This is a genomic window from Marilutibacter maris (assembly GCF_006546735.2).
Lineage (GTDB): Bacteria > Pseudomonadota > Gammaproteobacteria > Xanthomonadales > Xanthomonadaceae > Marilutibacter > Marilutibacter maris.
Map to the genome: position 1 here is coordinate 1 of NZ_VICD02000084.1, position 19,658 is coordinate 19,658.

Genomic DNA, 19,658 nt, shown 5'->3' on the forward strand with positions numbered 1-19,658 from the left:
CCGCGGCCGGTCTCGGCCAGCCACAGCGCGGTGTCGGCGCGCGCCAGCCAGTCGGCGTAGACCGGCTCGGCATGCTGGCGCGCGCAGTGGGCGAGGATGTCGGCCCCGTCCAGCACCCCGGCGAAGGCCTCCAGGAAGCTGGCCGCGCCGACCGCCGCCAACGCGGCGGCATCGGCCGCGGTGGCGGCACGGACCCGGGTTTCGACAACGTCGCCGGCGCTCATTCGTCGAAGCGCAGGTGGCGCACCGACTTGCCGTGGCGGCGGATCAGCCGCAGCGCCTCGATGCCGACGTTGATGTGGGCGTCGACGTAGTTGGCGCTGACCCTGGCGTCGGAGGCCTCGGTCTTGACCCCCTCCGGGATCATCGGCTGATCGGAGACCAGCAACAGCGCGCCGCAGGGAATCCGGTTGGCAAAGCCGGCGGCGAACACGGTCGCGGTCTCCATGTCGATCGCCATGCAGCGCATCGCGCGCAGCCGTTCCTTGAACGCCTCGTCGTGCTCCCAGACCCGGCGGTTGGTGGTGTAGACGGTACCGGTCCAGTAGTCGTGCTCGAGGTCGCGGATCGTCGTCGACACCGCACGCTGCAGCGCGAACGCCGGCAGCGCCGGCACCTCCGGCGGCAGGTAGTCGTCGCTGGTGCCCTCGCCGCGAATCGCGGCGATCGGCAGGATCAGGTCGCCCAGCGCGTTCTTCTTCTTCAGGCCGCCACACTTGCCCAGGAACAGCACCGCCTTCGGGCAGATCGCCGACAGCAGGTCCATCACGGTGGCGGCGTTGGGGCTGCCCATGCCGAAGTTGATCAGGGTGATGCCATCGGCGGTGGCGCTGGGCATCGGCCGGTCCAGGCCGACCACCTCGGCCCCGGTCAGGCGGGCGAACACATCCAGGTAGCCGCCGAAATTGGTCAGCAGGATGTGGTCGCCGAAGGCATCCAGCGGTACCCCCGTGTAACGGGGCAACCAGTTTTCGACGATTTCTTCTTTGTTCTTCATCTCGGCATCGCGGTCGGTCGGGGGAATCCTCCCATCTTATGGGGTATCGCGACCCTCGCCGCCGCCCGGAGGGCACGGCCCATGACCTTCGTCAGGGTTGGCACCGCCGATGGCGGCCTCTACGGTCGCAAGGTTGTCTTCCGCGCCACATCACGTGCACGCCATGTGCAACACGCCATGCGCAACCAGGGGAATGCCCGCATGTTCCGAACCGCCCACGCCGCACTCGCCGTGGCGCTCGCCACCACCCTGGCCTGCGGCGCCGCCGCGGCCGCCGACCGCGACGGCGCGAAGCCGCGCTTCATCGACGACCCGTACCCGAGCACCTACCGGCCGATCGCCTCGCCGCCGGTGCTGATCCGCAACGCCACCGTGCTGACCGGCACCGGCCAGCGTCTGGACGGCGCCGACGTGCTGATGCGCGACGGCCGCATCGTCGAGGTCGGCCAGGGGCTTTCGGCGGACGCGGCGACCCTCGTCGACGGCACCGGCAAGTGGGTCACCCCGGGCATCATCGACGTGCATTCGCATCTGGGCGTCTATGCCAGCCCCGGGGTCAACGCCCACAGCGACGGCAACGAGATGACCTCGCCGGTCACCGCCAACGTCTGGGCCGAACACTCGGTATGGCCGCAGGACCCGGGCTTCGCCGCCGCACTGGCCGGCGGCGTGACCTCGCTGCAGATCCTGCCCGGCAGCGCCAACCTGGTCGGCGGCCGCGGCGTGACCCTGAAGAACGTGCCCGCCACCAGCTACCAGGCGATGAAATTCCCCGACGCGCCGTGGGGCCTGAAGATGGCCTGCGGCGAGAACCCCAAGCGCGTCTACGGCGGCCGCGGCACCGCGCCGGGGACGCGCATGGGCAACGTCGCCGGCTACCGTGCGGCCTTCATCGACGCCGCCGAGTACCTGGCCAAGAACACGCCCAAGTCCCGCGACGGCGGCAAGCGCCGCTGGTGGCAGGGCGACGGCAACGGCGCCGACAGCGACCAGGCCACCGGCGGCAAGCGCGACCTCAAGCTCGACACCCTGGCCGGAGCGATCAACGGCGACATCCAGGTGCACATCCACTGCTACCGCGCCGACGAGATGATGACCATGCTCGACCTCGCCGACGAGTTCGGCTTCAAGATCGCCGCCTTCCACCACGGCGTGGAGGCCTACAAGATCGCCGACCGGCTGGCCGAGGCCGGCACCTGCGGCGCGCTGTGGGCGGACTGGTGGGGCTTCAAGATGGAGGCCTTCGACGGCATCCAGGAGAACATCGCCCTGGTCGACCGCCCCGAGGGCAGCTGCGCGATCGTCCACTCCGACTCCGCCGAGGGCATCCAGCGGCTGAACCAGGAGGCGGCCAAGGTGATCGCCCACGCCAGGCTGGCCGGGATCGAGATCCCGCCCGAGCGCGCGATCCGCTGGCTGACCGCCAACGCGGCGAAGTCGCTGGGCATCCTCGACCGGACCGGCACCCTGGAGCCGGGCAAGATGGCCGACGTGGTGGTCTGGAACCGCACCCCGTTCAGCGTCTACGCCCGAGCCGAACAGGTCTACGTCGACGGCGCGCGGGTGTACGACCTGGCCGACCCGGCGCGACAACCGGCGTCGGACTTCATGCTCGGCCACGGCGCCAGCGACCGCGCCGGCATGACCGGAGGTGTCGAATGAAGCGCCTGTCCCTGACCGCGCTGGCCGCGGCCGTCCTCGCCCTGGCCTCGGCCGGCGCTCCCGCCCAGGACCTGCTGGTCCGCAACGCCCGCGTCCACACCGCGACCGCGCAGGGCACGCTCGACAACGCCGATGTGCTGATCGGCGCCGGCACGATCCGCGCGATCGGCAACGGCCTGGCCGCCCCGGCCGGGGTCCGGGTGGTCGATGCCGGCGGCCGGCCGCTGACCCCGACCCTGTTCGGCGGCATCACCGAAATCGGCCTGGAGGAGGTCTCGGCCGAGGAAAGCACGGTCGACGCCTCGCTGGCGCTGGGCGCGGAAACCAAGCAGATGGTGGTGCGGCCGGAGTTCGACGTCACCCTCGCCTACAACCCCGCCTCGGTCCTGATCCCGGTCAGCCGGATCGAAGGCATCGGCTGGACCCTGCTCGGCGCCGGCACGCCCGAGGGCGGCTCGATCATCGGCGGCCAGGGCGGCGTGGTGCGGCTGGACGGCAGCGCCGACCCGATCGGCAACCGGGTGCTGTTCGTGCGCCTGGGCAGCCAGGCCTCGGGCCTGAGCGGCAAGTCGCGGGCGGCGCAATGGATGCTGCTCGACCAGCTGATCGACGAGGCCCGCGGGCGCATTCCGCTCGATGCCAACAGCGCCCTGCTGACCCCCGCCGGGCGCCGCGGCCTGCTGCGCTACCTCGACGGCGGCGGCCGGGTGATGGTCGGCATCGACCGCGCCGCCGACATCCGTCAGCTGCTGCGCTGGTCCAAACGCCAGAACGTGCGGATCGCGATCGCCGGCGGCGCCGAGGCCTGGCAACTGGCGGCCGACATCGCCGCGGCCAAGGTTCCGGTGTTCGTCGACCCGCTGGCCAACCTGCCGTCCAGCTTCGACGCGATCCACTCCAGCTTCGAGAACGCCGCGCGGCTGGCGGCGGCCGGGGTCCAGGTCGGTTTCAGCCAGGGCGGCGACGCCTCGCATAACGCGCGCAAGATCCGCCAGCTGGCCGGCAACGCGGTCGCCCACGGCCTGCCGTGGGAGCAGGGCCTGGCCGGACTGACCACGGTGCCGGCGCAGGCATTGGGCGTGGCCGACCGGGTCGGTGCCATCGCGGTCGGCCGCCGCGCCGATCTGGTGCTGTGGAGCGGCGACCCGCTGGAGGTCGACGCAGTGGCGCTGCAGGTCTGGATGAACGGCCAGGCGGTGCCGATGCGCAGCCGCCAGACCGAGCTGCGCGACCGTTACCTGCGCCCGCAACTGCCGCGCGACCAGGGCGGCCTGCCGCGCGCCTACCCGGCCGGAGGTGAGTGACAGGAGTGAGAAACGAGGAGCGAGAGGAAAAGCTTCGGCGTTTGCCTTTCTCTCACTCCTCACTTCCATTTTCTCACTCCCGGCACCTAAGCCAGCACCACGACCTGGTTGCGGCCGGCGTGCTTGGCCCGGTACATCGCCTCGTCCGCGCGCCGGATCAGCGATTCGACCGTGTCGCGCGGCTCGCATTCGACAACGCCGATGCTGAGGGTCAGCCGCACCGGCGCCCCCATCACCTCGCGACAGCGCGTCTGCACCTCCGAGCGCAACCGTTCGGCGGTGCCGCGCGCCGCGGCCAGCGTCGCGCCCGGCAGGTACAGCAGGAACTCCTCGCCACCGACCCGGCCGAGCTGATCGCCGAGCCGGGCCTGGTCGCGGATCACTTCGACCACCGCGCGCAGGCAGGCGTCGCCGATCGGATGGCCGTAGTTGTCGTTGATCGCCTTGAAGTGATCCAGGTCGAGGAACAGCACCGCCAGCGGCTGATGCAGGCGCCGCGTCTCGTTCAGCGCATGACCCAGGCGCGCGGTGATGCCGTCGCGGTTGTAGGCGCCGGTAAGACCGTCGCGCTCGGCGTGGCGCTGCGCGGCATCGCGTTCGCGGCGGAAGGTCAGCATCCGGTCGGCCAGTCCCAGCACCAGCACCACCGCGGCGAAGGCCATCAGCAGCGGCAGGCCGTACTCCAGCCACGGGGTCAGCGGGATGCCGGCGCCGAGCTGGACGGTGCGGGCGGTCGACACGCTGATCATCGGCACCCAGGCGATCAGCACGAAGCCGGCGTGGCGACTGCCACGCAGCCAGGCCACCGCCAGGGTGACGATGGCGACCAGGTTGGCCAGCAGCAGCAGGCCGTTGCCCAGCGGCGGGAACCAGCCCTTGTAGGCCGGCCACGGCAGCACCAGTGCGATCAGCAACAGGCCCGGCAGCCGCGCGCCGACCCAGCCGAGGATCCCGCTCAACCGCGGCGCCCGCGGCCGCAGTTCGCCGAACTCGATCAGGAACAGCACGGTCACGATCGTCGACGAGGTGGCGACGAACCAGATGCCCTCGACCCCGAACCGTCCCAGCCAGGCCAGCGCCGGCAGGCTGTAGGCGTCGCCGTAGGCGCACAGCACGTACAACAGTTGCAGCGCCATGCTCAGCGCGAACAGCAGGTAGACGCGCTCGCGCAGCAGCGACCAGAACAGCAGCACCGCCAGCGACACCCCGATCAGGATGCCCGCGCTGCCCCACAACAGGCGCGCGTGGGCCTGGTCCTGCACCGCATAGTCGTGGGCGTCGCGGACTTCGACCGGCAACGGGTAGCGGGCGGATTCGACGCCGACGTAGAGGGGGCCGTCGCCCTCGAACGGGAACACCAGCGCCCGCCGCGAATAGGCCGGGTCGGGCTCGGGGGTGAAGATCGACGCGCTGCGTGGCCGGTAGTCCGGCGGCAACGCGACGGTGACCCGGGCGCTGTACGGGTAATAGACCAGCAACAGGCGCCCGCGACCGTGCGTCGCCGATGCGCCGGCCGTCGACGGCTCCGGACGCAGCCGCCACCAACCGCGGCCATCGACCGCCCCGGCCAGGTGCTCGGTCCGCGCCAGCGGCTGGAACCGGGCATCGGCGGCGGCGACCACGCGATCGGCGGACAGGTCCGCGGCAGCCACCGGAAGGCGGTCGTCGACATGGCGATCGATCGAGCGGATGCCGGCCCCATCCTGGCGCGCGCAGCCAGCCAGCAGGATCATCAGCAGCACAAGCAAGACTCGGCTCATCGCGACCCCGGTTACCCCACCGCCAGTCTCGGTCGCGATCGCCGTCACCGCAAGTCCGGGCCGACGGACGCATCGCGTATCGTGGAAGCCCCCCGTCGGAACCGGAGCCCCCCGATGCCGCTGAGCTGGTACTTCGACTTCATCTCGCCGTTCGCCTACCTGCACTGGCAGAAGATCCGGGCCCTGCACGGGGCCGGGGTGGCGATCGAACCGGTCCCGATCGTGTTCGCCGCGGTACTGGCCGCGCGCGGACAGAAGGGGCCGGCGGAGATTCCGGGCAAGCGCGAGTTCACCTATCGCCACGTGCTGTGGCAGGCCGGGCGTGAGGGCGTGACATTGCGGTTCCCGCCGGCGCACCCGTTCAACCCGCTGCCGTCGCTGCGGCTGTGCCTCGCCGCCGGCGGTGGGGTCGAGGCCGTCGATGCGATCTTCGAGTCGATCTGGCGCCGGGGCGAGGCGGCCGACAGCGCCGCCGCGATCGCCCCGCTGGCGCGGGCGCTGGGGCAGGACGCCGACGCGATCGACCGGGCCGAGGTCAAGGACGCGCTGCGCGCGAACACCGAGCGCGCACTGGCGGCCGGCGTGTACGGGGTCCCGACCCTGGCGGTCGGCGGGGAAATGTTCTGGGGCAACGATGCGCACGACTTCGCGATGGCCGTGCAGGCCGACCCCGGCCTGCTCGATTCGGCCGAGATGCGGCGCGTATCGACGCTGCCGGTCGCGGTCCAGCCGCGCGGCTGAACGCGCGTGACGGGGCTGCGGACAGAGCGTCGGCCACGGGTCGTGACGGCGATCGCGGGCAAAGGGTGCCGCAGCGCAACATGAGCGTGCCCGCAGTTCGGCGCTATCCTGACCGCAATCCGCTTCCCTGACCGTCTGGATCGCATATGCGCATTGGACTCGTCGTCGACTCCGCCTGCGACCTGCCGCTCGAATACCTGCAACAGCACGACGTCACCATCCTGCCGATCACGGTCAGGATCGGCGAGGCGGTGCTGGCCGACCATCGCAACGAGCAGGCGACGCTGGAGTTCCTGCACGCCCACGTCGCCGAGCGCGGCGCCGAGGCCGAGACGATGCCGTTCAGCGTCCAGCAGATCCACGATCTGTTCCTGGAGCGGCTGGTGATCGACTACGACTACGTGTTCTGCATGACGATCACCAAGTCGCGCAGCCCGATCTTCGACAACGCCCAGCAGGCCGGTTTCGCGATCCTCAACGACTACAAGAGCGCGCGCGCGGCCGCCGGCAACACCACCCCGTTCGCGCTGCGGGTGATCGATACCCAGAATCTGTTCGCCGCCCAGGGCATCACCGCGGTCGAGGCGATCCGCCTGCGCGAAGCCGGCGAGGGCGCACCGAAGATCCGCACCCGGCTCGAGCACCTGGCCCTGCACACCCACGGCTACATGATCCCGCGCGACCTGTACTACCTGCGCGCGCGGGCCCGCAAGAAGAACGACCGCAGCGTCAGCCTGCTCAGCGCGGCGTTGGGCAGCGCGCTGGACATCAAGCCGGTACTGCACGCGTATCGCGGCGAGACCGGCCCCACCGCCAAGATCAAGGGCTTCGAGCCGGCGGTGGAGAAGCTGCTCCAGGTCACCATCGGGCAGGTCCAGGCCGGGCTGATGACCCCGACTGTCTGCCTCAGCTACGGTGGCGAGCTGGAGGAGATGCGCATGTTGCCGGGCTACCAGGACCTCAAGCGGGCCTGTGCGGACAACAACATCGAGCTGTTCGAGAGCGTGATGAGCCTGACCGGCATGGTCAACGTCGGCAAGGGCGCGCTGGTGGTCGGATTCGCCGCCGAGCGGGTGCCGTCGTTCGACTAGCGCGCCGCACGAATACCCTTATCGCGGCTTACGTCGCTGCTACGGCATGGTCGGCGCCCCAGCCCCCTGAGTGAGGGGGCGATTCGTGCCGCAGGCACGAATGGGGGTGTGGTAGCGCAACGGCGGGGCCCAAGGTTTGCGCAGCAAACTTTGGGGATTCCCGGGCGCAGCCCGGGGATCGCGGCTTGCGCCGCTCCTACGATTTTCTGGAACGCGGATATGGGGCAAGAGGCTGGGCTACGGCTTGGTCGTCGTTGGGGCTCGGGATCCCTGTAGGAGCGGTGTGAGCCGCGATGGGCCTTCCCGATGAACCCGATCGCGGCTTGCGCCGCTCCTGCGGCCGTGCCGGGTACGACTTTCGGCCCGATGCCGGCGGCCGCTGGTCGGGTTAGGCTGCGGGGTCTTTTGTCCTGGAACCCGCACAGATGATGTCCCGCCGACTGCTTGCCGTCGCGCTTGCCAGCGCGCTGTCCGTTCCCGCCCTGCCCGCCTGGTCGCAGGATGCGCCGCCCACCGACAGGGACGAGGACGCGCAGCTGGAACAGGACGCACTCGACCCCGTCGGCAACGATCCGGCCAAGGCGTCGACGCAGACCGCGCGCGGCCGCGGCCACATCGAGGGTGAGGACGTGGAGGCCAAGTGGGACGTCAACGCGCCGCACGGCCCGGTCAGGACCGTGCGCTTCGAGACCGACGAGGGCACCTGGATGGACGTGGACGTGTCGCCGGACGGCCGCACCCTCGCGTTCTCGCTGCTGGGCGACCTCTACACCCTGCCGATCGGCGGCGGCCGCGCACAGCGGGTCACCTCCGGCCCGGCCTGGGACGTGCAGCCGCGGTTCTCGCCCGACGGTCGCGAACTGGCCTTCACCTCCGACCGCGGCGGCGGCAACAACCTGTGGCGCATCGGTGTCGATGGCCGCAACCCGGTGCAGGTGACCCAGGAGGACTTCCGCCTGCTCAACAACCCGGCCTGGACCCCGGACGGGCGCTTCATCATCGGCCGCAAGCACTTCACTTCCGAGCGCTCGCTCGGCGCCGGCGAGCTGTGGCAGTACCACGCCAGCGGCGCCGCGGCAGGGGGCGGTCTGCAGCTGACCGAGAAGAAGAACGACCAGCAGGATCTCGGCGAGCCGGCGCTGTCGCCGGACGGTCGCCACGTCTATTTCTCCGAGGACGTCAGCCCCGGTCCCAGCTTCCAGTACAACAAGAACCCGCACGCGGTGATCTATGCGATCAAGCGCTTGGACCGCGAGACCGGCGAAGTCGAGACCCTGCTCGCCACCCCAGGCGGCGCGGTGCGCCCGCAGCCGTCCCCGGACGGCCGTTCGCTGGCCTTCGTCAAGCGCGTGCGCGAGAAGTCGGTGCTGCACGTGCTCGACCTGGCCAGCGGCGAGGTGCGCCCGGTCTGGGACGGCCTCTCGCACGACCAGCAGGAGGCCTGGGCGATCTTCGGTCCGTACGCGAACTTCGACTGGACCCCGGACAGCCGCGCGGTGGTGATCTGGGCGCAGGGCAGGCTGTGGCGGGTCGACATCGGCAGCGGCCGCGCCGACAACATCCCGTTCACCGCCAGCGTCGAGCAGACCGTGGCCGAACCGCTGCGCTTCAGCCAGCACATCGACGAGGATCGTTTCACCCCGAAGATGATCCGCGACGTCGCCACCAGCGCCGACGGTCGCACGATGGTGTTCCACGCGGTCGGCCAGCTGTGGCGCAAGCGCCTGCCCGACGGCCGCCCCGAGCGTCTGACCTCCAGCGCCAACGTCTACGAGTACCAGCCCAGCTTCAGCCCCGACGGCCGCCAGCTGCTGTACACGACCTGGTCCGATGCCGGCATGGGCGCGATCTACGTGCGCAGCGCCGACGGCGGCGGCAGTGGTCGCCGGCTGACCCAGGAGAAGGGCTTCTACTACGGGCCGCGCTTCTCTCCCGACGGTCGCCGCATCGTCTACAGCAAGTCCGGCGGCGGCGGCCTGACCGGTTCGCTGTGGTCGGGCGACCGCGGCGTCTACGTGATCCCGGCCGGCGGCGGCACCCCGGTGCGGGTCGCCGACTCGGGCGAGGCGCCGCAATTCAGCGCCGACGGCCAGCGCATCTACTACCTGACCGGCGGCGGCCTGGAGAAGAAGCTGATGTCGGTCGGCCTGCGCGGCGAGGACCCGCGCGAGGTCTTCAACCTCAAGTACGTCGACTCGGTCAGTCTGTCGCCGGACGGGCAATGGGTCGCGTTCACCGAGTTGTTCAACGCCTATGTCGCGCCGCTGGCCACCGCCGGCAAGGCGGTCGAGCTGAGCAAGGACACCAAGGCGGTGCCGGTGACCCGGGTCACCGAGAACGTCGGCAGCTATCTGCACTGGGGTGCGGACAGCCGCTCGCTGCACTGGATGGTCGGCGACCGCTATTTCTCGCGCGCGCTGAAGGACAGCTTCGCGTTCCTGCCCGGCGCCCCGGCGACGCTGCCGGAACCGAGCAACGACGGCGGCATCGAAGTCGGCCTGCAGGTTCCGGTCGATACGCCGAAGGACGTGTTCGCCTTCACCAATGCGCGCATCGTCACCATGCGCGACGCCGAGAACAACGAGGAAGTGATCGAGCACGGCACCTTGGTGGTGCGCGGCGACACCATCGCCGCGATCGGCGCCGACGTCCCGGTACCGGCCGGCGCACACGTGATCGATGCCAGCGGCAAGACCATCGTGCCCGGCTACATCGACGTGCACGCGCACGCCGCGCACTTCGGCCAGGGCGTGGTGCCGCAGCAGAACTGGGCGTACTACACCAACCTGGCGTTCGGCGTCACCACCATGCACGACCCATCGGCGACGACCGAGTTCGTGTTCTCCGAGAGCGAGCTGCAGAAGGCCGGGCGCATGGTCGGCCCGCGGGTGTTCTCGACCGGCACGATCCTGTACGGCGCCGATGGCGACTTCAAGGCGGTGGTCGACTCGCTCGACGACGCGCGCGGACACCTGGCGCGGATGAAGGCCAACGGCGCCTTCTCGGTCAAGAGCTACAACCAGCCGCGCCGCGAGCAGCGCCAGCAGATCAACCAGGCCGCGCGCGAGCTGGGCATGCTGGTGGTCGAGGAAGGCGGCAGCACCTTCCACCACAACATGACGATGATCCTCGACGGCGCCACCAGCATCGAGCACAACCTGCCGGTCGCTCCGCTGTACAAGGATGTGGTGCAGCTGTGGTCGCAGACCGACGTGCGCAACACGCCGACCCTGGTGGTCAGCTACGGCGGCCTGTCCGGCGAGTACTGGTGGTACGCCCGCGACAACGTCTGGGAGGACCCCAAGCTCAACCGCTTCTTCCCGCGCGAAACCCTGGACGCGCGCAGCATCCGCCGCGAGACCGCGCCGGACTGGGACTACTGGCACATCGAGGTGGCCAAGGCGGCCAAGACCCTGCGCGATGCCGGCATCCGCATCCAGGTCGGCGGGCACGGCCAGTTGCAGGGCCTGTCGCCGAACTGGGAGACCTGGATGCTGACCCAGGGCGGTTTCAGCAATTTCGAGGCGCTGCGCGCGGCGACCTTCGACGGCGCCGACCTGCTCGGCCTGTCCTCGCAGATCGGCTCGATCGAGGCCGGCAAGCAGGCCGACCTGGTGGTGCTCAACAGCAATCCGCTGGAAAACATCCGCAGCACCATCGACACCCGCTACGTGATGGTCGACGGTCGCCTGTTCGATGTCGACGCCGACATGGCCGAGGTCGGCAACCATGGCGAGGCGGCGCCGCAGTTCTACTGGCAGCGCCATCGCGACGGCCAGACCTTCGGCCTGGAATTCGGACCGACCGCGATCTGCCACTGCCCGAAGGGCCACGGAGCACCGGGCGGACACGTGCATTGACGAGACGATATCCGGGGCGATATCCGGCTGCGCCCGGATATCGCCCGGGGTCTGCCATGCAGGCCTCGGCGCCTGCGGGCGTGCTTGCGCCTCCACATCCCCATTCGCACCTGACTCTGGGGGCTGCGCCCGGGCCCTTGTGTTGTAGGAGCGGCGTAAGCCGCGACGGGGCTTTCATGGGAAGGCCCTCGCGGCTTGCGCCGCTCCTACGGTCATCCGACTCGTGTCGTTCTCGGAGGTCCCTTCGTTTCGCCTGGCAGGGAGCGGCGGTTGGGCGGCTTGACGCGTAGCGAATATTCGATGCCCTAACCTGTCACTGGCCCAGCACAGGAAAGGATCCCATGGCGACGCGCTACTATCTCTCGCTCCCCGACAGCAACGCCGCGCGCGGCGACGAGCCGTCGCTGTCGTTCACCGCCCAGGGCGGCGATGCCTTCGCCGAGCAGTTGCAGGAGGCCTTGCGCCACGACGCGCTGTTCGAACGCTGGCGGCTTATGCAGGACGAGCCCGACGAGGTCGATCCCACCCTGGGCGCGACCGATCCGCAGGCGACGGTGGCCGGCAAGCAGCACGATCTGCATATCGACCTGGTCGTCACCACCTCGTTGCCCGGCGACGTGCTCAAGCACCGGCTGCGGCTGCTGGCCGGGCGCCACTGGCAACTGCGCGACGTCACCGCGGCCTGAGCGCCCTGTCGCGGCTTACGCCGCTCCTACACGCCTTGTCGCGACCAGTCGCCGCGGTCGAGGCGGTAGACGTGGCAGTCGTCATCGCCGAACCAGCGCCGTTCCACGAAACGGAAGCCGAGGCGCTGGTAGAACGCGTGCGCACGGGTATTCGAGGCCAACGGGTCGATCAGCGCCGCCGCCACGCCGTCCGCGGCAAAGCAGCGCGCCAGCGCCTGCCGCATCATCTCGGTGCCGAACCCGCGACCGAGATCGACGGCCTCGCCTATCCAGATGTCGATCGCCCTCAGGTCGGCGGCGACGTCGCCCCAGTAATGGCTGTCCTCGCGCGCGGGGTCGATGATCTGGATGAAGCCCAGCGGCCGCCAGCCTTCGCCCTCATCGACCTCGGCGATCAGCAGTTCACGCCAGTCGGGACGACGTCGCAGCTCGGTTTCCCAACCCCAATCGTCGTTGGGGTCGGCCGCGACCACGTGCGGCTGTTCGTCCCAGTGGCGCAGCAGGGTCAGATCATCCGGCGTCGCATCGCGCAGGCGGACACGCGTGCCGCGATCAGCCGCCACGATCCGACCACACCGCCAGCTCGTTGCCGGCCGGATCGGCGAAGTGGAAGCGACGCCCCCCCGGGAACGCGAAGATCGGCTTGACCACCTTGCCGCCGCAGGCGGTCACCGTCTCCAGCGTCGCCTCCAGATCATCGGCATACAACACCACGAGAGCGGCGCCGGCGGCGGCACTGGAGCTGAGTGGCGCACGGTAGAAACCGCCGTCGGTTCCGCCGTCGTTGAAGGCGGTGTAGTCCGGACCATAGTCGGTGAAACGCCAGCCGAATGCCTTCGAGTAGAAGTCCTTGACCGTCTCCAGGTCGGCGGCGGCGAATTCGATGTAGTTGATCGTGCGGTCGTTAGGCATGTGATCTCCTGGCGGATCTGTTCAGTCGCGCCGGTGCCATTCGCCAAGCGGCACCAGCACGGCGGGTTCGCGCGGCCGCTGCAGCAGTTCCGGCAGCCGCGCCTCGTAAGCTTCGCGATACGGCTTGGCCTGGCGTTGCAGGAACACCTCGACCGAGGGTTCGCGCCAGCGCTCGTAGAGCGTGAACAGGTTCGGATCCTGCGCGTCGCGGTGCAGCTGGCAGGACACGAAGCTGTCTTCCCGCGACATCTTCTCGATGATCTCCGTCACCGCCTCGCGCCACTCATCGACGCGCTCGGGCTTGACGTGGAGCTTGACGTAGAAGACCAGGTCTTCGTTGGACATTGGCACCGCCTGTCACCTGTGGATGCGCGCAACGATACCCCGCCTTCGCATCGCAGGCGATATGCAGAAAGGGACAGCTCGCCGCCGCGCCGACTGCCGCCTGGCCAGCGATCGCAACCGGGTCGATGCGCGTATCGCATGCGTATCGCCCGGTGAACAACGCTCACGGACTTGTCCGCGCAGGCGCGCACGTTGATATTCGACATGCCGCCACCCTATCGTAGCCGGCGGATCTCCCTGCGAACGCGGACATGACGCCCACAAGCGCTTATCACGGATGGATCGGCAGGCTGCTGTGCAGTCTGCTGCTGTATGGCCTGCTGACGGGCTGCTGGGCGGGGCTGCCGAGCACGCCCGAGGCGTTGGCGCGGCAACGGGCGGCGGGCGTCTTCGACGACCCGCAGGCGCAGGCGCTGGCGGTGGCGGCCGAGCTCAACCAGGCCGATGAAGTACGTCGGCTCATGCGCGAGGAAGGCGTCGACCCGGACCTGTTCTTCGGCAAGCAGAACGACCGTCTTCCCCTGGTCGCCTGGCCGGTACTGACCCGCAGCCCCGAGGGACTGAAGGCAATGCTAGACAACGGCGCCGACCCGAACGCGCGCAGCCCCGACCAACATGTCACCCACTACGAGGACGGCAGCGGCGGCACCTATTTCCTCGGCATCACCGCATTGCAGGTCGCCGCCCCGCTGGAAGACCAGACCTATCTCAAGCTGCTGCTGGAGCACGGCGCCGATCCGAATACCCCGACCCGGGGTATCGAAACGATGCTGTACTACGCCAAGGTCAACGGCGCGCCCTGGTCGTCGATCCAGATGCTGGTCGAGCATGGCGCCAAGGTCACCGGCCGGGCCAGTCCGGGGGCCTCGATCATCGGCAACTACGCTGCCTTCGCCAACTTCGACAAGGTGTACTGGCTGCTCGAGCACGGTGCCGACCCGATGGACCCGGCCGACCACAACCGCATGCTGCCGCCTCCACAGTCACAGGTTATCGACGATATCTACTGGTACCCTGCAAAGACGGCCAATGGCCGCCGATGGCAGCGCAAATGCCAGCTCTGGCTGCTTGAGCACGGTTATCCGCAGCCGGAAAGGATGTCCGACACCATTCGCAAGACCCGTGCGGACTTCGGCTGCCCGACCGAGGAGAAGGATATTCCGCTGCCCGGCCCCGGCAGCACCATGACCGACACCAAGGAAGAATTCGATGTCGACCCCTGCCGAACACCGTGAGCGCCAGGCCCTGCTTGGGGAATTGCGGGCCCAGGACAACCCGGAGACCCGGCGCCAGGCCGATGCCCTGCGCCAGCTCTATCACGACCGCGAAATGGCGGGACTGGCCGACGATGTCTATGCCGCCGCCATGCACCTGGGCGAGCCGCCGCCCGGCTGGAAACGCGCCAGTGAACACCTGGACGAGTTACGCTCGTTGACGCCTCGGCTTGGCGACTACAGCAGCGACGAGTTGCTCAGGCTGCTGCAGCCGCCCGATTCCAAGTTTCGTGCCGAGATCTATCTGCCCGACGCGGGCGTACTCGGCCCCGGCTACCAGCCCACGGTGGTGTTCAAGGGTTCGCGCGGCGAGGTGATGACGGCCGACGGCCTGGTCGACAGCACGGCGGAGGACTTCATCGGCAACAACTTCCCGCAGTCGGTCGGGTTGCAGACCGACTACTACGACCGCACGATGGATCTGGGCGCACGCTTGCAGCGTGCCGGCCTGGAATTCGAAACCGCCGGCCATTCGCTCGGCGGCGGCATGAGTTCGGCAATGTCGGCGGTGACCGGCGCCCCGTCCACCACCTTCAATTCTGCCGGGCTGCACCCTGAGACCATCGCGCGCTTCGTCCGCGAGAACCCGGAGGTTCGCGCCCACGACACCGACCGCACCGTCCGCGCCTACCAGGTCGAGGGCGAGGTGCTGACCGACGGCGTCCAGGAGAACCTGACCTCGCTTGGGACGCTCCAGAACCTCCAGATGGCCGGCTTGATCCGCGAGACGGCCGAGCTGAGTCGTGAGCTGCCGGAGACACGCGCCCTGCTCCAGCAGCACATGAGCAGCCAGATCTCGCCGTCGTCGCACCCGGTCGTCGAAGCCTTCCTGGAGCGGATATCCGAGCGCGACACCGCGCAGTTGCTGCGCGAGCTGCCGCTGGCCGCCGGCCAGGAACAGCCGCGACTGGCGGCGATGACCAACGGCGACACCGGCCCGGTCGCACGCGGTGACATTCCCTCGCTGCGCGAACTGATTCCGGATGCGGCGCCGTTGTTGACCAGCCTGCATGTGGCTGCCCACGGTGCGCGCGCGGGCCAGCGTGCCGGCGAAGGCATCGAATGGACCTTCTGTTCGACCGGCCGCTCGATGGACGGCGTCGGCGATCTGTATCGCAGTTACAACATGACCCTGGGCGCGGTCGGCGACGGCTCGGCGCGCTTCGTCGGCGAGGCCTCCGGAACCGCGATACGCTGGGGCGGCGAGGTCGTTGCCCAGACCCACGAAGCGGGGTCGAGAATCAGTGCCACGATCAACCTGGCCGAGGGCTACCTGGAGAAGACCCGGGCGGACCTGAAGTCCGGTGCCCTGCGCGGCATCGGCGACTGGCTGCCCGACTCGCTCGGCGAGCGTTTGCGCGACAGCGCCGAGCGCATCGAACAGGCCGGCGAGCAGGCGCAGCGCCGCCGTATCGCCGAGGCCGTCAGCGACCTGCGCGAGGGGCGCGAATCCGCGGAATCGGCCCGGACCGGATCGCGCGAGCTCGGCGACCGGGCCAGCGGGCTCGGCCGCGATATCGGCGAACAGGTCCGCAATCGCTACGAACGCCACGGCGCCGAGGTCGACCAGGCGCTCGATCGCGGCGGCGACGCCCTGTGCCAGACCGGCCGGCAGGCGCCCGCGTATGGTGCGATGGTCGGCGGCACGGCGACCGGGGTGACAACGGCGGTCGCCCTGCACGACCCCAGGACCGTGCCAGGCGTGGTCAATCTGCTGAGCACCCGGCGCTTCCTCGGCCAGGTGGGGGAAGCCGCGGGCGAAGCCACCGCGCGCCACTCGATGCCGGACACGGTGTTGCCGAGCCTCGATCAGCGCATCCGGGAAGTCGAACAGACCGCGCGCGAACATCTGCAGGGCCGCCAGACTCCGACGGCCGGGGAACAGACCCGTGCCGGCGTGGACAATGCCGCTCCGGCCTACTCGTCAGCGGCCGCCGCCGATGCCCATCAGCGATTGGACCGGCTGCTGGCCGGCGAGGTCGATCCGGCCTCTCGGGCCGGATGGGACCGCGAGGTCGCCGCGCATCGCGAGCGCATGGACCCGGCCCGCGAGCAGCAGGACGCCGTGCAGGTACAGCAGCAGACCGCGCAACAGGCGGAAATGGCGCGCTGACGCCAACGCGCCCGCTACGGCACGCTCAGGCCACCCATTCGCGCGGCCTGAGCCATGCCCGCGTTCTCAACCGCGCAGCGCCTGCGCGTGAAGCGCGATGTGTTCGCCGATGAAGCTGGCGATGAAGTAGTAGCTGTGGTCGTGGCCGGCGCGCATGCGCAGGTCGAGCGGATGCCCGGCGGCCTCGCAGGCGGCCTGCAACCGGGTCGGTTGCAGCTGACTGTCGAGGAATTCGTCGGCCTCGCCCTGGTCGACCCGCAACGGCAACCGGTCGGTGCCGGGCCGGGCGCCGATGATCAGCTCGCAGGCATCCCATTCGCGCCAGCTCTCCGAATCCAGCCCCAGGTAGGCGCCGAACGCCTTGTGGCCCCACGGCACCCGGGTCGGCGCGACGATCGGCGAGAACGCCGACACGCTGCGGTAGCGTCCCGGATGGCGCAACGCGGCGACCAGAGCGCCGTGTCCGCCCATCGAATGACCGCTGATCGCGCGCGCGGTGGTGGTCGGGAAATGCGCGTCGACCAGCGCCGGCAGCTCATCGACCACGTAGTCGTGCATGCGGTAGTGGGCGGCCCACGGCGACTGGGTCGCGTTGAGGTAGAAGCCCGCACCCTGGCCGAGGTCGTAGCTGTCGGCATCGGCTACGCCCTCGCCGCGCGGACTGGTGTCCGGCGCGACCAGGATCACGCCATGCTCGGCGGCGTAGCGCTGCGCGCCGGCCTTGGTGATGAAGTTCTGCTCGTTGCAGGTCAGCCCCGACAGCCAGTACAGCACCGGGCAGTCCCCATCGGCGGCCTGCGGCGGCAGGTAGATGCCATAGCGCATCTCGCAACCGAGCACGCCGGACCGGTGTTGCCAGACTTCCTGGGTGCCGCCGAAGCAGGCATGGGATTCGATGCGTTGCATTGAGGTTCTCGCTTTTCTTTTCCGTTTCTTCCAGCGGCGGAATGAATGCGCGCGCGTCGGCTGCAGAAGCCTGGGATGGCGGCGGCCGCGGATACCCGCACCGCCCCCGGGGCACATGGATTCGTCACATCCATGTGCCCCCCTCACGGGGCGGCTGTGCCGTCGAAACAGGCAATCCTGCCGATGCGCCTCCCTTGAGCGGGAGCAAGCGGACAGGGTCAGTAGTGGATCACGGTGCGGATCGACTTGCCCTCGTGCATCAGGTCGAAGGCCTCGTTGATCCGCTCCAGCGGCAGGGTGTGGGTCACGAACGGGGCCAGCTGGATCTCGCCGGCCATCGCCTGTTCGACCATGCCCGGCAGCTGGCTGCGGCCCTTGACGCCGCCGAACGCGGTGCCCATCCACTTGCGCCCGGTCACCAGCTGGAACGGCCGCGTGCTGATCTCCTGGCCGGCCCCGGCGACGCCGATGACCACCGACTGGCCCCAGCCGCGGTGCGCGCATTCCAGCGCCGCGCGCATCACGTTGACGTTGCCGATGCACTCGAACGAATGGTCGACGCCCCAACCGGTCATCTCGACGATGACCTCCTGGATCGGCTTGTCGTGGTCCTTCGGATTGACGCAGTCGGTCGCGCCCATCTGCTTCGCCATCGCGAACTTGTCCGGGTTGGTGTCGACCGCGATGATCCGCCCGGCCTTGGCCTGGCGCGCGCCCTGGATCACCGCCAGACCGATTCCGCCCAGTCCGAACACCGCGACGCTGTCGCCCTCCTGCACCTTGGCGGTGTTGTGGACCGCGCCGATGCCGGTGGTCACGCCACAGCCCAGCAGGCAGACCTGCTCGGGGTTGGCCTCGGGGTTGACCTTCGCCAGCGAGACCTCGGCGACCACGGTGTACTCGCTGAAGGTCGAGCAGCCCATGTAGTGATGCACCGGCTGGCCGTTGTAGGAGAAGCGGGTGGTGCCGTCGGGCATCACACCCTTGCCCTGGGTCGCGCGCACCGAAGTGCACAGGTTGGTCTTGCCCGACTTGCAGAACAGGCACTCGCCGCACTCGGCGGTGTACAGCGGGATCACATGATCGCCCGGCTTCAGGCTGGTCACGCCCTCGCCGACCTCGACCACGACGCCGGCGCCCTCGTGGCCGAGCACGGCCGGGAACAGGCCTTCGGGATCGTCGCCGGACAGGGTGAAGGCATCGGTGTGGCAGACACCGGTGTGGCTGATCTTGACCAGCACTTCGCCCTTGCGCGGCGGCTCGACGTCGAGTTCGACGATCTGCAGGGGCTTTCCGGCTTCGAAAGCGACGGCGGCACGGCTCTTCATGGCGACTCCTGGTTCATGTGCATGTTCGTGTGCATGTATGTGTGCATGAGGCCGATGCGGACGCATCGGCCGGGATGTTGGACGGGGGTTATTTCAGATAGGCGCGGATCAACGCGGTGACCTCGCCGACGCGGGCACCCCGCTGTTGTTCGGAGGCGGCGGCATGACTGAACTCCTCGCGGATGTGCGACTCCAGCACCTCCGACATCAGTCCGTTGACCGCGCCGCGGATGGCGGCGATCTGCTGCAACACCGCCCCGCACTCGGCACCGCCCTCCAGCGCGCGCTCCAGCGCCTCGGTCTGGCCACGGATCCGGCGGATCCGCGCCAGCACCTTCTTCTTTTCTTCCGGCGAGTGCGGCATGCGACGGCTCCGGTCAATGAACAATACTGGGGTACAGTATATAGATGATACTCCCCGGGAGTACACCCCCACGCGTCACCCGACCTGGCGAGCGCTCCCGACGGAGGCCTCCGGACCGCTGGCTCCCCGTCGTGAGCGCTTGCCGACACCTGCCCGACGACGGGTCTCCGCGATGATGCCGGCGTGACGTTCGCGGATCTGGCCCCATGCTATGGTCCCGGCAAGCGGCAAGGACTGCTGCCGCCGGGGACGCCCGATCCTTCCAGCGGATGCGGGAACTAGTGACTGAAGTGACTGTTGCCAGGCAGGGAGCGC

16 protein-coding genes and 1 pseudogene are annotated in these 19,658 nt (G+C 69.4%); 8 read left to right on the forward strand and 9 right to left on the reverse strand.

The genetic code is table 11. The features are described 5' to 3' along the window. Window positions 1–224: pseudogene (locus FKV24_RS05920) on the reverse strand (GNAT family N-acetyltransferase); the annotation flags it as partial. After that, a complete protein-coding gene (locus FKV24_RS05925) occupies window positions 221–997 on the reverse strand; it encodes an AMP nucleosidase (protein WP_141481715.1) in 777 nt (258 codons plus the stop codon). The pseudogene FKV24_RS05920 and the gene FKV24_RS05925, both read right to left, overlap by 4 nt. 201 nt (window positions 998–1,198) lie before the next feature. On the opposite strand from FKV24_RS05925, the gene FKV24_RS05930 reads away from it, so the two are divergent. Beyond that, window positions 1,199–2,659 carry an amidohydrolase gene (locus FKV24_RS05930; protein ID WP_141481716.1) on the forward strand — a complete coding sequence of 487 codons (1,461 nt, stop codon included), beginning with the start codon at window positions 1,199–1,201 and terminating at the stop codon, window positions 2,657–2,659. Continuing rightward, window positions 2,656–3,963 carry an amidohydrolase family protein gene (locus FKV24_RS05935; protein WP_111267682.1) on the forward strand — a complete coding sequence of 436 codons (1,308 nt, stop codon included), beginning with the start codon at window positions 2,656–2,658 and terminating at the stop codon, window positions 3,961–3,963. The genes FKV24_RS05930 and FKV24_RS05935 overlap by 4 nt, the downstream gene beginning before the upstream one ends. A gap of 86 nt (window positions 3,964–4,049) precedes the next feature. Here the strand turns inward: FKV24_RS05935 and FKV24_RS05940 are convergent, their stop codons facing one another. Then, the gene (locus FKV24_RS05940; RefSeq protein ID WP_141481717.1) at window positions 4,050–5,723 is read right to left on the reverse strand and encodes a sensor domain-containing diguanylate cyclase; all 1,674 of its coding nucleotides are present in this window, start codon (window positions 5,721–5,723) and stop codon (window positions 4,050–4,052) included. Between the two features lie 114 nt (window positions 5,724–5,837). Between FKV24_RS05940 and FKV24_RS05945 the strand changes: the two genes are divergently transcribed. The 4 genes from FKV24_RS05945 (at window position 5,838) to FKV24_RS05960 (ending at window position 12,101) form a co-directional block, all read left to right on the forward strand. Then, window positions 5,838–6,464 carry a 2-hydroxychromene-2-carboxylate isomerase gene (locus FKV24_RS05945; RefSeq protein ID WP_141481718.1) on the forward strand — a complete coding sequence of 209 codons (627 nt, stop codon included), beginning with the start codon at window positions 5,838–5,840 and terminating at the stop codon, window positions 6,462–6,464. Between the two features lie 146 nt (window positions 6,465–6,610). Beyond that, window positions 6,611–7,555, forward strand: a complete 945-nt coding sequence (locus FKV24_RS05950; RefSeq protein ID WP_141481719.1) for a DegV family protein — start codon at window positions 6,611–6,613, stop codon at window positions 7,553–7,555. Between the two features lie 425 nt (window positions 7,556–7,980). Beyond that, on the forward strand, window positions 7,981–11,415 hold the full coding sequence (locus FKV24_RS05955) for an amidohydrolase family protein (protein WP_249040938.1): 3,435 nt from the start codon (window positions 7,981–7,983) through the stop codon (window positions 11,413–11,415). Window positions 11,416–11,756: 341 nt separating this feature from the next. Then, a complete protein-coding gene (locus tag FKV24_RS05960) occupies window positions 11,757–12,101 on the forward strand; it encodes a hypothetical protein (protein WP_111267686.1) in 345 nt (114 codons plus the stop codon). A 26-nt stretch (window positions 12,102–12,127) separates the two neighbouring features. Here the strand turns inward: FKV24_RS05960 and FKV24_RS05965 are convergent, their stop codons facing one another. Genes FKV24_RS05965 through FKV24_RS05975 form a run of 3 tightly spaced genes read right to left on the reverse strand, consistent with a single transcriptional unit; the run spans window position 12,128 to window position 13,358 of the window. After that, the gene (locus tag FKV24_RS05965) at window positions 12,128–12,664 is read right to left on the reverse strand and encodes a GNAT family N-acetyltransferase (protein WP_141481720.1); all 537 of its coding nucleotides are present in this window, start codon (window positions 12,662–12,664) and stop codon (window positions 12,128–12,130) included. Further along, window positions 12,654–13,013, reverse strand: coding sequence for a VOC family protein (locus FKV24_RS05970; RefSeq protein WP_141481721.1), 360 nt, complete (start codon window positions 13,011–13,013; stop codon window positions 12,654–12,656). Before FKV24_RS05970 ends, FKV24_RS05965 begins: the two co-directional genes overlap by 11 nt. A gap of 21 nt (window positions 13,014–13,034) precedes the next feature. Beyond that, window positions 13,035–13,358 (reverse strand): putative quinol monooxygenase, encoded by a 324-nt coding sequence (locus FKV24_RS05975; protein WP_111267688.1) that lies wholly within the window; start codon window positions 13,356–13,358, stop codon window positions 13,035–13,037. 251 nt (window positions 13,359–13,609) lie between these two features. Between FKV24_RS05975 and FKV24_RS05980 the strand changes: the two genes are divergently transcribed. Both FKV24_RS05980 and FKV24_RS05985 read left to right on the forward strand, forming a co-directional pair. Further along, entirely contained in the window at window positions 13,610–14,593 is a 984-nt protein-coding gene (locus FKV24_RS05980; RefSeq protein ID WP_141481722.1) for an ankyrin repeat domain-containing protein, read from the forward strand. After that, window positions 14,568–16,745, forward strand: coding sequence for a Tle-like phospholipase domain-containing protein (locus FKV24_RS05985; RefSeq protein ID WP_141481723.1), 2,178 nt, complete (start codon window positions 14,568–14,570; stop codon window positions 16,743–16,745). Before FKV24_RS05980 ends, FKV24_RS05985 begins: the two co-directional genes overlap by 26 nt. Before the next feature lie 66 nt (window positions 16,746–16,811). On the opposite strand, the gene fghA is transcribed toward FKV24_RS05985, so the two are convergent. The 3 genes from fghA to frmR all read right to left on the reverse strand — a co-directional run bounded on the left by fghA (window position 16,812) and on the right by frmR (window position 19,343). Next, entirely contained in the window at window positions 16,812–17,651 is an 840-nt protein-coding gene (fghA, locus tag FKV24_RS05990; protein ID WP_111267691.1) for an S-formylglutathione hydrolase, read from the reverse strand. A 218-nt stretch (window positions 17,652–17,869) separates the two neighbouring features. After that, window positions 17,870–18,979, reverse strand: coding sequence for an S-(hydroxymethyl)glutathione dehydrogenase/class III alcohol dehydrogenase (locus tag FKV24_RS05995; protein WP_111267692.1), 1,110 nt, complete (start codon window positions 18,977–18,979; stop codon window positions 17,870–17,872). A gap of 88 nt (window positions 18,980–19,067) precedes the next feature. After that, entirely contained in the window at window positions 19,068–19,343 is a 276-nt protein-coding gene (gene frmR / locus FKV24_RS06000) for a formaldehyde-responsive transcriptional repressor FrmR (RefSeq protein WP_111267693.1), read from the reverse strand. Between the last annotated feature and the right edge of the window lie 315 nt (window positions 19,344–19,658).